General features: G+C 46.9%; 10 protein-coding genes. All 10 read left to right on the top strand.

Going from position 1 to position 16,164, the window contains the following annotated elements:
* Positions 1-207: 207 nt before the first annotated feature.
* A complete protein-coding gene (locus tag M0P91_RS05090; protein WP_295065285.1) occupies positions 208-777 on the top strand; it encodes a hypothetical protein in 570 nt (189 codons plus the stop codon).
* A 32-nt stretch (positions 778-809) separates the two neighbouring features.
* Positions 810-5,786 (top strand): hypothetical protein, encoded by a 4,977-nt coding sequence (locus tag M0P91_RS05085; protein ID WP_295065283.1) that lies wholly within the window; start codon positions 810-812, stop codon positions 5,784-5,786.
* A gap of 34 nt (positions 5,787-5,820) precedes the next feature.
* Positions 5,821-7,920, top strand: a complete 2,100-nt coding sequence (locus M0P91_RS05080; RefSeq protein WP_295065281.1) for a type I secretion system permease/ATPase — start codon at positions 5,821-5,823, stop codon at positions 7,918-7,920.
* A 101-nt stretch (positions 7,921-8,021) separates the two neighbouring features.
* Complete coding sequence (locus M0P91_RS05075; protein WP_295065279.1) at positions 8,022-9,335, top strand: HlyD family type I secretion periplasmic adaptor subunit; 1,314 nt, start codon at positions 8,022-8,024, stop codon at positions 9,333-9,335.
* Positions 9,332-10,063 (top strand): glycosyltransferase family 2 protein, encoded by a 732-nt coding sequence (locus M0P91_RS05070; protein WP_295065277.1) that lies wholly within the window; start codon positions 9,332-9,334, stop codon positions 10,061-10,063. Before M0P91_RS05075 ends, M0P91_RS05070 begins: the two co-directional genes overlap by 4 nt.
* A 7-nt stretch (positions 10,064-10,070) precedes the next feature.
* Positions 10,071-10,631 carry a 2OG-Fe(II) oxygenase gene (locus M0P91_RS05065; protein WP_295065275.1) on the top strand — a complete coding sequence of 187 codons (561 nt, stop codon included), beginning with the start codon at positions 10,071-10,073 and terminating at the stop codon, positions 10,629-10,631.
* Positions 10,632-10,679: 48 nt separating this feature from the next.
* Positions 10,680-10,946, top strand: coding sequence for a hypothetical protein (locus tag M0P91_RS05060; protein WP_295065273.1), 267 nt, complete (start codon positions 10,680-10,682; stop codon positions 10,944-10,946).
* Positions 10,947-11,221: 275 nt separating this feature from the next.
* Entirely contained in the window at positions 11,222-13,459 is a 2,238-nt protein-coding gene (locus M0P91_RS05055) for a hypothetical protein (protein ID WP_295065271.1), read from the top strand.
* A complete protein-coding gene (locus tag M0P91_RS05050) occupies positions 13,456-14,064 on the top strand; it encodes a hypothetical protein (protein WP_295065269.1) in 609 nt (202 codons plus the stop codon). The genes M0P91_RS05055 and M0P91_RS05050 overlap by 4 nt, the downstream gene beginning before the upstream one ends.
* A gap of 18 nt (positions 14,065-14,082) precedes the next feature.
* On the top strand, positions 14,083-16,164 hold a 2,082-nt coding region (locus tag M0P91_RS05045), incomplete at its 3' end, for a hypothetical protein (protein WP_295065267.1).

Here is a 16,164-nt window from a genome sequence, read left to right as displayed (position 1 = left end):
CACATCCGCATTTTATTACGTGTACCGTATTACACTGGATATCGTCATCCGAAGCAAGTCACCGGCCTATAGCAGCGCACGAAACTAAGAAGAGAACGAGGGGCTAATCGATGTTGAACGGATGTGGAGATAATCAAAAAGGTTTAAACATATGTATGCATTCCCAACGAGGACGTTGGGAACGAGAAACTCAGGAGAACAGCATAAATGAATGAAATGCAAATGGAAAATGAAAAACCTTTACTGGTAGTGAGGTATGTATGGTGGAGGGTGTTGTGGCGGTTGTGTATGCCGTATGTACCGGGAATCTTTATGTTTTACGGTTTTGGAGGCTATTTCGTAGAGCACAATAACCCGATCGCTTATATCACGATGTACGCGATTATGCTCTTTGCGATAGGGATGACGATTAATCTTCTTTTGACGCGAGATTTTCGATTTTACCGTGATCGGATAGAGAAACGATGGCTTTTGTTAGGAAAAAAAGTATTGAAATACAATGAAATCAATGTCGCATTGACAAATGCAAATATGCGAGTATTTAATTTCCGAACTATGGCATTTACAAAAAGGCTTGAATGTTTTTCATCCTTTATACGTATTGATCGTAATTTAATTAGTAAAAAAACAGAGCAAAAAGTAGTGCAATTTTTGGCTGATATTTCACAACGAGAAGTTTCTGAATTTCAGGAAAACGTAGAGATATATCCATTTGTCAAAGGAGCTAAAACGCAACCTGTTTCATTGAAAAAATGTTGGTGGCTTAAAGCTATTTAAGCTTAATAATAAATATACAACAAGGATATAAAATGGCATCACAAGACAATTTACAAAGCATTATGACGGGATTTGACGGGACGATGGCAATGATCGCTAAAACGGCAAGTGTATATGGTGGTACTCCCGGAGAAGTTTTTGCGGTATCCTTTGGGGTGATGAACGGTACGATTACCGGAGTTGTCTCCTATTCAGGTTCGCCGCAGGCAAGAGCCGATTTGGAAAAAGCGGTGATCGGTGTCGGTGCGGGATATGCAGCGGATCTTTTAGCGGGAGCAAGTTTAGAAGGGCTGCTGACGGTTGCATTGGGTAGCTCAGCTGCCGCCGCTGTATCTCCAGTATTGATAGTTGGTGCAGGTGCCGCTGCGATTGCTGCCGGATTGTACGGTGACGAAATCTATAAATTCTACACGGACAGCATACAAAAACCGATCATCGACTGGACAGTCGAAAATAACATCAACCTTCCTGCGTCCGCATACGATTTCCTGAATACTGCTCAACCCGCTAATGCCGACACGACGACAATCACCTTTTCCCGACCTAGCACGAATAACACCCTCATCACCTACGACAGCTACGACACCACCGGCACAAAAACCTCTTCCACCGTCTCCGCCTACAACACCACAGGTTCCCTGATTGGACGGACAACAAGCCAAGATCTTCCGACTGATTTTATCACCGTTCCGACGGCTTCTAGTCCCTCGTCGGCATTTTCGGTACTGTACCAGACACAAACGAACAATGCCGTTCAGCTCGAAAAGATCACCGTCATGGCAGACACTAACTGGTACGATCCTTTGGTGAATGCAGGCAGTTACGTGAGTAATCTCTTTTCCACCGCTTACGATTACGTCAATAATGCATTTAATACGGCATACGATTACGTCGGAAATATGTTTTCTACGGCGTACAGCTATGTAACCGGGGCCTTCTCTTCGGCATACGATTCTATCGGTAGCACATTTTCTGATGTATACGATTATTTCTTCTCTCCCGTTGTTCTCGATCTCGACGGTGACGGCGTAGAACTGACTGCCCTGAACGAAAGCTACGCATGGTTCGATGTGAATGGGGACGGCGCCATGCACCACACCGGATGGGTCGGAGCCGATGATGGCCTCCTCGTCTATGATGAAAACAATGATGGGAAAATCACGTCGCGCGAAATGGCGTTCGCTTCCCGAACGACAGCGGCTGATACCGATTTGGCGGCATTGGCATCCGAGTTCGATACCAACAAGAACGGCAGATTCGATAGCGGTGATACCGAGTTTACTAAATTCCGCGTGTGGAAAGATAGTAACGGAAATGCCGAGACCGATGCGGGAGAGCTGATGACTCTCTCAGGGGCGAACGTCACTTCGGTCGGCTTGCAATCCAATGCCGTAGCATTCGAGACAGAGGGGAATAAAATCGCTGGTTTCACCACCTACGCAAAAACCGACGGAACGACGGGGAATCTGGCCGATGCGGCGTTCGCCTACGATCCCGCCGGATACACGACCACTGTAAAAACAGGCTATACCCAGCTGAGCCAGAACGGAGGGAAAAGCTATGCGATTGCGACGAATGCGGCACTTAACCTCTCATTAGCTACCGCAGCAGTGGACGGAGCGATCGGCAGTACCGGAAATGACGCGTTAAATGCTTCGGCTAAAACCACGGACGTCGTGCTGGAAGGTAACGGCGGCAACGATACCCTCGCCGGAGGCAGCGGAAACGACTGGCTCAAAGGGGGAATCGGCAGCGATATCCTCTCCGGCGGGAACGGAGACGACACCATCGTCATCGACAACGGCGATACGATTACCAACATAAACGGAGGTAACGGATTCGATACACTCATCGTCGAAGGAAGCGGAGCTGTTTCGGTAAATCTGAGTGCTCGCGGTTTTGAAGCGGCTATCGGCGGAGACGGGAATGATGTTTTCTCCACGTCCGGTACGGGAAGGGTTGTTTTGTCCGGTAAAGCGGGGAGCGATACCCTCGTCGGTGCCCTGAACGGCGATATGCTCGAAGGCGGTATCGGAAATGATACGCTCAAGGGAAGCGGAGGAAATGATATCTATGCTTTTTCCAGAGGAGACGGTGCGGATACAATTGATGAGTATGAGACAGGTATCAAGATCAATAAATCGGGTACGAGTGAGCCTATAGGCTATGGAAAAACTGGCTATTTATATGAATACATGTTCGACACACTGTCGCCTAATGAGCCTACGTACATGTATCCCCAAATTCCTATCGGTTGGGATATGTCCGGGAATCTTCTATTTGGTTGGCAATACGATAAGCAAAATGGCAACGATATGATTCAGATGGGTGAAGGAATAACTCTTGGCGATATCGACGTCGAACGCTCTGGGAACGATCTGATTATGGCCTTGCGAAATGTCGGGGATACGGGTGCGATCGATACCCTCTCCGATCGGATTGTGATCAAAAAATTCAGTAACGTTAACAGTACGAGCGAAAACCTCCGGTTCGCGGACGGTACGATGGTTGCCCTTTCGGAATGGAAAATCGGAACGACCGGAAACGATACTCTGAGCGGCACAAGCCGAATGCACGGCGGGCGTGGAGACGATACCTACACCGTCGATTCGGCTGGAAATATCGTCGTCGAAAACGTGAATGCAGGCATCGATACGGTCAACAGCTCCATCACGTATGCACTGGGTGCAAATATCGAGAAGCTTACTCTAACCGGTACAGCCGCGATCAACGGGATGGGGAACGAACTCAATAATACCCTAACCGGAAATAGCGGAAACAACGTTCTCGACGGTGGAATCGGGATCGATACAATGATCGGGGGAGCGGGGAACGACACGTATGTCGTAGATAATGTCGGAGATGTGGTAACGGAGACTTCGACGCTTGGGACAGAGATCGATACTGTTCAGTCAAGAATTAGTTATACGTTAGGTAATAATCTTGAAAACCTAACACTGATCGGAACGGCAGCACTTAATGCAACCGGTAATACGCTCAATAATATCCTGACCGGAAACAGCGGTGTCAATACCCTCAACGGAGGAGTGGGTGCCGATACGATGAAAGGGGGATCGGGGAACGATACCTATATCGTAGACAATGCCGGCGATGTTGTGACTGAAAATAGCAATGAAGGAGTCGATACCGTCCAATCCGGTATTAGTTATACGTTGGGGGATAATCTTGAAAACCTGACATTGATCGGAACGGCAGCACTCAATGCAACCGGCAATATTCTTAATAATACCTTGATCGGAAATGCCGGAAACAATCTCCTCAACGGAGGAGTAGGTGCCGATACGATGAAAGGGGGGATAGGCAACGATACCTATGTCGTGGACAATATTTCCGATATTGTAACTGAAAATACCAATGAAGGAATCGATACCGTTCAATCCAGTGTTTCACACACCTTAAGTGACAATGTCGAATATCTTCAATTGACCGGAACAGCCAATATCAATGGGACCGGTAATGCTCTCAATAATCTTATGTATGCAAACGGCGGAAACAATATTCTCAATGGCGGGGCAGGTGTTGACACGTTAGCGTACTCCACTGCAACGGCAGGGGTCTCGGTCAATTTATCTTTATCTACGGCACAAATCACCGGGGGATCCGGGAGTGATACGGTACTCAACTTCGAAAACCTGAGCGGAAGTATCTATAACGATACCTTGATCGGAAACAGCGGTGCCAATATCCTCAACGGAGGAATGGGTGCCGATACGATGAAAGGGGGGTTAGGCAACGATACCTATGTCGTAGACAATGCCGGCGATGTTGTGACTGAAAATACCAATGAAGGAATCGATACCGTCCAATCAAGTGTTTCATACACTCTGGGTGATAATGTCGAATATCTTCAACTGACCGGAACAGCCAATATCAATGGAATCGGAAATGCTCTCAATAATCTTATGTATGCCAACAATGCAAACAATCTCCTCAATGGCGGGGCAGGTATTGACACCTTAGCGTACTCCACTGCAACGGCAGGGGTCACGGTCAATTTATCGCTTACAACGGCACAAATTACCGGGGGATCCGGGAGTGATACGGTACTCAACTTCGAGAACCTGAGCGGAAGTGTCTATAACGATACCTTGACCGGAAATGCCGGAGCCAATATCCTCAACGGAGGAATAGGTGCCGATACGATGAAAGGGGGAATAGGCAACGATACCTATGTCGTAGACAATACCGGCGATAGTGTAATTGAGAATAGCAATGAAGGAGTCGATACCGTCCAATCCAGTGTATCGTACACTCTGGAAGCGAACGTAGAGAATCTTATACTGAGCGGAACAGGCTGGATTAACGCAACCGGAAATGCTCTTGATAATATCATTTATACCAACAATGGCAGTAATAGTATTCTCGGAGGTGGAGGCACGGATACCGTTGCCTATACCTATGCAAATGCAGGGGTAAGCGTCAATCTTGAAAGATTTGAAGCCATCGGTGCAAGCAAATCCGACACTATTTTCAATGTTGAAAATGTTACCGGAAGCCATTATAACGACACCCTCATTGCCAATAACGGAGATAATGTCCTTAAGGGGGGGAACGGTAATGATCTGCTGTATGGAAAAGGGGGGAATGATACCTATATTTTTGAACGTAATAACGGGAATGATACGATTTTAGATGCTCAAACCTCAAGCGGCTGGATGCGTTATCCTATGTATGCGGGATACGATACGGCGCAGTTTGGTCAGGGGATCGGCACTAAAGATTTTGCGTTATACATGGATAAAGGCTCCTTAATCGTCGATTACGGCTCCAATGACCGTATTAGTATCGTCAATCAAGCCAGTCCCTATGACGCCATTGAAAAATTCTCCCTCAGCGACGGTAATTACCTCACCTCCAACGATATCAATTTTATCCTTCAATCCATGAACGGCTACGCCGCTTCCCATGATATCGCCATCACCTCGATTGAGAGCGTTAAAGCCAATCAGGATTTGATGAACATCGTCGCCGGAGGGTGGCATAAGTGATTTATTTGGATCTCACTGATGGCGGAGATGCAGTATGCACTCCGCGCTAACCGCCCTCGAAGTCGCCGGAAAACTCAACCGGATCGGGGTGGATACCCGCACCATCGTCAAAGAGTACGCCCTCAGCGAGGCAGAACCCTCTATTGAAGAACTGACCCGTATCGCTTCGGCGCAGGGGTTTCGCGCGTCGATCAAAAAGCTCTCTCTGGAGAAGCTCATTGCCGCTTATCCGATGCCGATCATTGTCTTGAAACAAGACGGTAGCTATACGAGTATCCTTCAGGCGAATACGGAGAAACGGGAACTTTTACTCTTCGATACTTCTAAAAAAGAGCCTTATGTTCTAAGCTATGAGGAGTGTGACTCTCAGAGTTCCGGTCAATGCATCGTCCTTAAACACCGTATCTTGAGCAATGATGCCCGTTTCGGATTCGGATGGTTTTTCAGAGCGATCATGAAGTATAAAAAGGTGATGGCCGAAGTGCTGATCGCCTCGTTTGTATTGCAGCTCTTCGGGCTTGTCGCGCCGCTCTTTACGCAGGTGATCTTGGACAAGGTCCTAGTCCACCGCTCCATGAGCACTCTCGATGTCCTTGCCGTCGCTTTTGTCGCGGTGGCGGTGTTTGAACTGATTCTCAACCTGATCCGCAGCTACATCTTCGCCCATACCACCTCCAAAATCGATGCTAAATTGGGCTCAAAGCTGTTTCACCATCTCCTCGCATTGCCGTTTGTCTATTTCGAAAAACGAAAAGTGGGGAATATCATCGCCCGGGTGCGCGAACTCGATCAAATCCGCGAATTCATCGCCAATAAATCGGTCACCCTGATCCTCGATGTCCTCTTCTCGGTCGTCTTTGTCGCGGTGATGCTCCTCTACAGCGTCAAACTCACCCTTATCGTCTTGGGATTCGTCAGCGTCATCGCAATCCTCTATCTGATCATCACCCCCGAACTTCGCCGCCGCCTCGAAGAGAAATTTCAGATGGGGGCGCAAAGCAACGCTTATCTCGTCGAAGCGGTGAGCGGAGTCCAGACGGTCAAATCTCTGGCGCTGGAGGGTTCCATGCAGCGCAAATGGGAAGATTACCTCGCCCGTTACGTCAATGCGGGCTTTCATCTCTCCAACCTCTCGAACATCCTCGGCGGTGTCAGCGGGGCGTTGCAAAAGCTTATGACTATTTCGATGCTCTACATCGGGGTGACGCTGGTACTGGAGGGGAAACTGAGCGTCGGGCAGCTTATCGCGTTTCAGATGTTCGCGGGGCAGTTTACCGGTCCCGTTCTTCGTCTGGTCAATCTGTGGAACGAGTTTCAGCAAACCCTCCTCTCGGTGGACCGTCTGGGGGATATCCTCAACACCCCCACTGAGCAAATGAACGACAAAGCGATCACCCTTCCTCGTATCGAAGGGAGTGTCACGTTTGAAAACATCGTTTTCTCGTATTCTCCCGATGCACAGGCTGTCTTGCACGGTATCAGTGCCGAGATCCCGATCGGGAGCAGTGTCGGATTGGTCGGGCGCAGCGGCAGCGGCAAAAGTACGATCACCAAACTGATCCAGCGCCTCTATCTCACCAATGCGGGGTCCATCTTTATCGACGGGGTCGATATCCGCCATATGAATCCCAAATGGCTCCGTAACAATATCGGGGTCGTGTTGCAGGAAAACTACCTCTTTAGCGGGACGATTAAAGAGAATATTGCCCTCTCCCGTCCCGATGCCCCGATGGAACACATCATCGCCGCATCCCGCATGGCGGGGGCCGATGAGTTTATCGCCGAACTCTCCGAGGGGTACGATACCGAGGTCGGGGAACGCGGAGCCGCACTCTCCGGCGGTCAGCGTCAGCGGATCGCCATCGCCCGCGCCCTGATCACCAACCCGCGTATCCTCATCTTCGACGAAGCGACCTCGGCACTCGATTACGAATCGGAACGGATCATTCAGGATAACCTAAAAACGATTAAACAGGGACGGACGATGTTTATCGTCGCTCACCGCCTCACCACCGTCAAAGAGTGCGACATCATCCTCGTCATGGATAAGGGGCATATTGTCGAGAGGGGAAGCCATGATGAATTGATGCGGCTTCAAGGCTACTACTACAAACTCTATACCCAACAAGGCTAACCATTGATGTGACACATCCAAACCGGCAAAGCCGCTCTGGATAAATCCCCTAAAGCTTTTCGCATAAATGCGAAAGATTAAAAGAAAGGAATATTATACTCATGGGACTATTTCACACCAAAGACAAACACGAATTTACCCCGCTCCTCGTCGAGATCGAAGAGCGTCCTACTTCACCGCTGGGGAGAAGTTTGCTGTATACCATACTCGCCTTTATGAGTATCGGATTGCTCTGGCTCTTCTTTGCCAAGATCGATGTGGTTGTCAGTGCACGGGGAAAGGTCATCCCCGTCGGTGAGATTAAAACCCTCCAACCCGTAGAGACGGGAGTGATCGGCTCTATCCTCGTTAAAGAAGGGCAGAGCGTCAAAAAAGGGGAGGTGTTGATGGAGATCGACCCCTCCATGACCCAAAGCGACCTCGCCTCGAAGCAGCAAAACCTTGCCCTCTTAGAGCTGGAGACAAATCGTCTTAACGCCCTTATTAATGACCGTCCTTTTATTCCAAATCCTGCATGCAAAGAGACAGCGGCAATCTCCACACAGCAGCTGATGTACTTCTCCACCAAATCCGCCTATGAGCAGCAGCGCCAAGTACTCCAAGAGCAGATCAGACAAAACGATGAACAAACCCTCACCGCCCAAGCCGATAAAAGCAGACTCAAACAACTCCTAGCAAGCGCAAAAGAACATGAAGCAAGACTCAAAGAGGTGCTCGACATCATCGCAAAAAAAGAGTATGAAGATGTCAAGAACCAAAAAGTAGAGTATCAAGAACAGCTCACTATGAAAGAGCACGTTATCGCGCAATCCGGAGGAAAACTCCGTGAACTGAACCAACAGCTCCGCCTGATCACCCAAGAGTACCGTAATAAACTCTTGGCCGAACTCACCCAAAAAAGCAAAGAGGCGACTTCGTTACGTACTGAAGTTGAAACAACCCAGTTTCGCAATGCCAAACAGCAGATCATCGCCCCCGTAGACGGCACCATCGGAAAACTCCTCGTCCATACGGTAGGCGGTGTCGTCACTCCGGCCGAAAAACTCCTCACCCTGATCCCCCAAAACGTCCCCCTCATCATCCAAGCAACCGTCCTGAACCAAGATATCGGATTTATTACCAAAGAGATGGATGCAGCGGTCAAGATCGATACCTTTGATTTCCAAAAATACGGACTCATCCACGGCACCGTCAAACACATCGCCGATGATGCTATTGATGATGAGAAACTCGGACCCGTCTATGAGATCGCAATCACCCCGAATGACACAACACTTAGAGTCGAGGGGAAAGATCTCACCATCAATCCGGGGATGAGCGTCACCGCAGAACTCAAAGTCGGTAAACGCAGAGTGATTGAGTTCTTTATCTATCCGATGATCAAGTATCTGGATGAAGGGTTGAGTGTGAGATGAATAAAATATCCGTCATCGTCCCTTTTTACAATCCTCCGATTCATCTCTTCGCCGAGTGTTTGCAGGGGTTGAAGCGGTTAAATCCGTATGAGGTGATTTTAGTCGATGATTGCTCTACCGATAAGCACGTCGTCACTACGGCAAAAGCGTCAGGTTTCATTTACCTCAAAACCCCGTATCAATCCGGCTATGACGGATTGCCGTTTAATCTAGGAGTACAAAAAGCAACAGGCGATTATATTTGCCGCGTCGATAGCGACGATGTATTGCTGGAACTACCTGAGTGTATAGAGACCGATATCCATTTCGGACGGCTTAATCGTGTTAAACCGCCGGTCGGGATTAATGTCGAAGAGCTGATTCTCGCCCCCAGAGCAATCATCAACGGGATGGTTGCTAAAAGAGAGATTTTTCTACGCTATCCGATGGCAGAGGACCCGAACGTTTACGGCGATGTTCTCTTTGTTCTAAGAGTCTTACATAACCACCATACCTATACCGTCCATCCGAGAGTCAATTATATTTACCATAAGCACCCCGCTTCCATCCAAAACAGCAAATCTCATTTTTTTCATAGACTTAACCACATTCAGACCGTTGCACGGTTTTGCCAGATGGAGAATATCGAACCGGTACAAGCGATACGGTATCTGGAGATGGCGATGCTCAACGTACGGTTCGGCAGCGAAAGTCTGAAAATGTTGATGAAAAAACAACCAAAAAAGTAGATTAATCATGCACCACTATATCAGTATTTACGACGATGTTCTAAGCTATGGCTACTGCCACGACTTGATCGAGAGGTTCGAGGCCAATCCCCAATGTCACCACAACGTACGAAATACGCACGATGAGTGGCAGATGCGCTTCACCCAGATCAACCTCTATCAGCACGATATTTTTCGTGATGACGTCGTATATCTAAACGGGCTGTTTCGTGAAGCGATCGATCGATACAAGGCCGACAACAAAATCGATCCGCATCAATGGCCGAGTGATTATGCATTTGAACAAATTCGGATGAAACGTTATCTCCCCGGAGGAGACGACCGTTTCGATACCCACGTCGATGTCACGAACTACGATTCCGCCAGACGGTTTTTGGTGGTCTTTTTCTATCTTAATGACGACTTCGAGGGGGGCGAGACCGATTTTCCACAATTGCAGATCATGGCCAAACCCAAACCGGGGAGGCTGATCCTGTTCCCCCCGATGTGGGCATGGTGGCATCGGGCTAAACCGATTATCCAAGGCAGCCCGAAATACATCATTGGGACGCTGTTGCATTATAAATGAAATCAATACAAAGGGAAATCATGAAAAAACATTTAAAAGAGGGGATGTATGAAAAAGTTTTTATTATGTGAATCTTTTACATTTCTAAAAATGCTCGGGCTTTTAGTTATTGTTAATGTAATTGTCACCATATTAGGTGCTGAATCATATTCAAAAATATTTTTTACTGGTAGCTTAATCGCCATAGTATTTTTTATAATAGTCTTTATTCTGAAATTAGTCTATGTCACTGTGACACAAAAAATTTCAGAATATCAATGTACACAAGATGGTGCATTCAAAAAAGCACTTACATGGCTTTCAAATATAGTTTAAATAAGGAATAAAAAGTGGCAAGTTCATTAGAAATATTAGGTGGATTTATAGGTAGTGCAGTTGTTAATGCAGCAGCAACTGCAGCTGCATTATTAATTTTAAGATCAGGTAGAGCAAATGATCCAAAATTAATAGCAGGTGCTATCGCATATTATGTTGCAATAAAACAAACAGGAAAATTAAATGGTGCAGAAGCAGGGAGAGGTTTAGATGAATTCCTAAAAGAATATGGTATAGATGTAGATAAATTCTTTGAAGAAAATTATGAAGAATATTTGAAGCCGATTTTAGATGAATATTACGATAAATATAACATGCTCGACAATGCAATATACGCAATGGGTGATAACGGATCAAATACCATTTACGGTGCCTCTAAAAACGACTGGATTTACGGCATGGGCGGCAACGACATCCTCATCGGCGGCACAGGTTCGGACGGACTGGTCGGCGGAACGGGCAACGATACCCTGATCGGCACCAACGGCTACGGCGGAGATGACGGTGTTAACGACACCCTCAACGGCGGAGCCGATTTCGACACCTACATCGCCGGAAACCATGATGACATCTACGATTCGGATCAAAGTGGACGGGTGGTTTTCAAAAACATCGACCTATCCGGGAGAAAAACCAAAGCTAAAAATGGAGAACGGTACGAAGACAATGATTTTTACTACACCGAAGCGGGAAGTACTTTAATCGTTACTGCCAAAAACGGCGGTGAGAGTATCACGATTCACAACTGGAACTCCACCAGTAAAAAAGGGTTTGGCTTAGAACTCACTAAAAACAAAGACATCGACGTAAGCATCACTGCCTCCGCAAGCACAAGCGAAGGAAACTACGGCAAACGAAGCCTCTATTTCACCGTTACACTCTCCAGAGCACTGGAAGACGCAGAGACATTAAATGTTTCGGTATCTAATACGGAAGGGGGACCGTATCTCTTTACCAGCGGAGAACGAAGCCACACCTTTACCCACTCATGGCAGGGCGATACCATCGATGAAAAAAGAGGTATCGACCATGTCGCCATCCTCACCCCGAGCGCCAGCTACAGCGGTCCCACCAATGATGTCAAAGTCAAAGTACTCAACAGCGGTACGGCAACCGTCTACGACGATGACGATGATAACCGCCACGATCCGCTGGCCCTCGATATGGATAGGGACGGATTTATCTCCACGACCGCTCTGGCAACATCGGGGACCTACTTCGATATCACGGGAGATGGACTGCGTGAGCGGGTAGGGTGGATCAGCCCAGCGGACGCACTCCTCTCCTACGATAAAAATGAGAACGGTCAGATTGAGGGGATCGATGAAGTATTCGGCTCCCTGAGTGAAAGCGGATTCGAAGAGCTCAAGCGGACTATTGATTCGAATCATGATAACAAGATAGATCGCCGTGACGAACTGTTCCAACAACTGCAAGTCTGGAACGATGCCAACCAAGATGCAGAAGTACAATCAGGTGAACTCAAATCCCTTTCCGATGCGGGAATTACTATGATCGACCTGAACTACGTCTCAACCAATATCAACATCAACGGCAATCTCCTCGTTGAAGCCAGCAAATACACCTCCGGTACAGGCTCCAAAGAACTCGCCGCCGATATCCAACTCGCTACCGATGCCAAAGACACCCGGGTCAATATTGATGACATCCCGAACTTCACCATCGATCCGATCACGAACCTCCTCCCGCAGCTACGGGGAAGCGGACTGGTCTATGACAGCTTCATCCGTTACAACATGGATCCGGAGTTTAAAGCGATAGCGGTAGAGATGAGTACCAATTTGCCAGAAATTGCGACACAGTTCGATACCTTCATCGAACACTACAGCGGCTACACCGCCTACGTCAACCAACTCCGTGAGAAATACAGCATGAGTACGTTTGATATGGTGGAAGCGGATAAGAGAGCATGGATAGTCGAGCGATTCGAAGCGACCAATACCAATACGCTCCAGATAGAAGCGTATTACAACACCAACCTCAATAACGGCAAAATCCCGACAGAAGCAAAAACAGACAATGGCACAATGGAGATTAAATACCAAGCACTGGCCGATACACTCGAAAGCACATTCGCGATGCAATCGGTGTTTGGGGATGTGTTTAGCGATACCCATTACGACCTGAGCACGCAGAGCTTCATCATCGATGATAGCGCCGCGATGAACGCCAAAATTATCGAGTATTTCAACAGCGATACCCACACAATCGAAGAAAAACTCTATCTGGCAAAAGTGATGCAGATGCAGCAGGGGGGATTGGTTTACGATATCGATACTCTCGTTCAAAGCGTAAACAACGACATCGTTCAATCTCTGGTTTCTGATATCTATACGGGACTCTCACTCAGCGCATTTGTTTCTATAGCAAATATCACACAGTTATCAAGTAATAATATATTTAAACAAAATACATTTACTTATGCACCCAAAAGTGATATTATCAATAATTGTTTTTATATATTAAATTTAAACAAAAGGAAAGTAGCATGAAAAATACTTTACAGAATAAAAAGGAATTTAATAATATGAAATACTTACTGGGTTTGCTACTAAGTGCATCCGCACTGTTTGGGTTTGGAGGATGTGATACGTGTAACAAAGTACCACTGGAAGTACCTGTGGATTTTTCCAAAAAAGGGACGGTGTATGAGACTGATTTTCAAGCTCCTTGGAATATCTGGGGGTCGTTGGTTAGTTTTGAATTAACGATTCATACTCCAAGCGCTTTTATAGCAAGTGATGTGGATGATAAGATTAAAGATTATATTAGGAACGGACATCCACAAAATACTACCCCCTATTTTAAGGTAAAAATAACGCTGACACCTCTTCGGTGGGCAAGTGATGATGTGACCGTTATCTTAAATAGTGAAAAATGGTCACATCGTCAAGAAAAACACTATACCAAAGGTCAAATTATCGAAGAGATTATCTCAGTACCATTGTATGGAGATGGATACGGTAAAACACTCATCCTATCCGACTTACAAAGACTGCGAAACTATCATGTGAGAGTAGAGAGTATGGAGGATGTGGAACTACCAAAAGGGGTAACTACACATTTTATGATTAATAGATTTAGTACAAAACATTAAAAATACAAAGGAAAAACAATGGCAACAACTTATTATTTACAAGTGCATATTGAAGAAATGCTAGCTCCTTACCCATCTGAAGGACCAATCGATAAATCATTAGCAGGTCATATGTGGTATGAGGTATATCAAAAAGATGAAAATGGTACTGTTAGCAACCAGCAAAGCTCTGGATATACGGGCCATGGTATTGTTGATAGCGATAAAGATGGGTATATCGGTGAATCTGCTTATACTTCACAACCTTTGGAACTTTCAATAGAACAATATCGGACATTATTAGAATTTGGAGATCCTCAAAAAACTTTAGCCGCACAAAACGGCTTCGGACCAGACGATTACAACGTCTTAAATAACAGTTGCATCGACTATACATGGAAAGCATTGGAGTTGGCGGGGCTCAATTCAAGTGAATTTCAAGGTGATTTGGTGCCGATGTGGAATGAGGATAATATTGAAAATTTATTCAAAGAACATCCAGAACAATGGCAGGAGCTTTCATATGAAGAAAAAATGTTATTTGCAAAATATGGCTTCATTCCATATGATCCCGATCTCACTTACAACCCCAACGAACCTCTTCCACCTGAGACAGATATCGACCACGACGGAATTCCCGATTGGCTTGATCCCGATATGGACGGAGATGGCATTCAAGATGCGGAAGATTCAGATAGAGACGGAGACGGAATCCCCGACAATATTGATCCCGATCCGCTGACTCCGAAATCTAACCCCGATACTGAACAACTCCCCACCCCCAACAACGACATACTCATATTGACCGATCAGAGTAATATCATAGATGCTTTAGCCGGAAATGACTACGTCGAAGGACGAGGCGGTAACGATACCCTCATCGGTAACGAGGGTAACGACATCCTCTGGGGTGTGGCAGGCAACGATATGCTCTACGGTAATAACGGCAACGATATCCTCTATGGCGATATCGGTAGCGATACATTATCGGGTGGCGCAGGCTCGGATGAGCTCTATGGAGGGAGCGGAAATGATGTCCTCATAGGTAACGACGGATTTGGCGGCAGTGATACCCAATATGATCAAATGTACGGAGGAGAGGGGTTTGATACTTACATCGCCGGAGCGGGAGATGTGATCGGTGATGACGATAACGCGGGAATGGTCGTCTTTAACACCATCGACCTGAGTGGTACTAAAATGAAAGTTAAAAATCAAGAGTTCTACGAAGACGATAACTTCTTCTATCAGGAATCCGGTAACACCCTCATCGTCACTACCAAAGGGGGAGGGGGAGAGCTCACCATCAACAACTGGAACTCTACGACCAAAGAAGCGCTGGGGATCAAACTCGTAGAAAACAAAGACATCGACGTAAGCATCACCAAATCCGCATCCGCGAGTGAAGGAGACTCAGGCAAACGAAGCCTCTCCTTTACCGTTACCTTATCGCGTTCCCTCGAAGATGAAGAAGGACTAAAGGTTTATGTGACGAATACGGAAGAAGCGTTTTATACCTTCACCGGCGGAGAGAAAAGCCACACCTTTACCCACTCATGGATCGGCGATACAAAAGATGAAGGAGCGATAGATCATACCGCAACCCTCACCCCGAGTGCCAATTATTCAGGTCCCTACACCGGTGTGAAAGTCAAAGTCCTAAACAGCGGTACGGCGACCGTCTACGACGATGACGAAGACAAACGCCACGATCCGCTGGCCCTCGATATGGATAGGGACGGATTTATCTCCACGACCGCTCTGGCAACATCAGGGACCTATTTCGACATCACCGGAGACGGACTGCGCGAACGGGTAGGATGGATCAGCCCAGCGGACGCACTCCTCTCCTACGATAAAAATGAGAACGGTCAAATCGATGGGATCGACGAAGTATTCGGCTCCCTGAGTGAAAGCGGATTCGAAGAGCTCAAGCGGACTATTGACTCCAACCATGATAATAAAATAGACAGAAGAGACGAACTGTTCGCCCAACTCCAAGTCTGGAACGATGCCAACCAAGATGCAGAAGTACAATCAGGTGAACTCAAATCCCTTTCCGATGCGGGAATTACTATGATCGACCTGAACTACGTCTCAACCAATATCAACATCAACGGC

Source organism: Sulfuricurvum sp., assembly GCF_023229695.1.
Lineage (GTDB): Bacteria > Campylobacterota > Campylobacteria > Campylobacterales > Sulfurimonadaceae > Sulfuricurvum.
This window is presented reverse-complemented; position numbering and strand designations above follow the sequence as displayed.

Bases quoted from the DNA above. Each gene is read 5' to 3' on its own strand.
- M0P91_RS05050 (WP_295065269.1), top strand. From the start codon at position 13,456: ATGAAAAATACTTTACAGAATAAAAAGGAATTTAATAATATGAAATAC.
- M0P91_RS05075 (WP_295065279.1), top strand. From the start codon at position 8,022: ATGGGACTATTTCACACCAAAGACAAACACGAATTTACCCCGCTCCTC.
- M0P91_RS05060 (WP_295065273.1), top strand. From the start codon at position 10,680: ATGAAAAAGTTTTTATTATGTGAATCTTTTACATTTCTAAAAATGCTC.
- M0P91_RS05090 (WP_295065285.1), top strand. From the start codon at position 208: ATGAATGAAATGCAAATGGAAAATGAAAAACCTTTACTGGTAGTGAGG.
- M0P91_RS05085 (WP_295065283.1), top strand. From the start codon at position 810: ATGGCATCACAAGACAATTTACAAAGCATTATGACGGGATTTGACGGG.
- M0P91_RS05080 (WP_295065281.1), top strand. From the start codon at position 5,821: ATGCACTCCGCGCTAACCGCCCTCGAAGTCGCCGGAAAACTCAACCGG.
- M0P91_RS05070 (WP_295065277.1), top strand. From the start codon at position 9,332: ATGAATAAAATATCCGTCATCGTCCCTTTTTACAATCCTCCGATTCAT.
- M0P91_RS05065 (WP_295065275.1), top strand. From the start codon at position 10,071: ATGCACCACTATATCAGTATTTACGACGATGTTCTAAGCTATGGCTAC.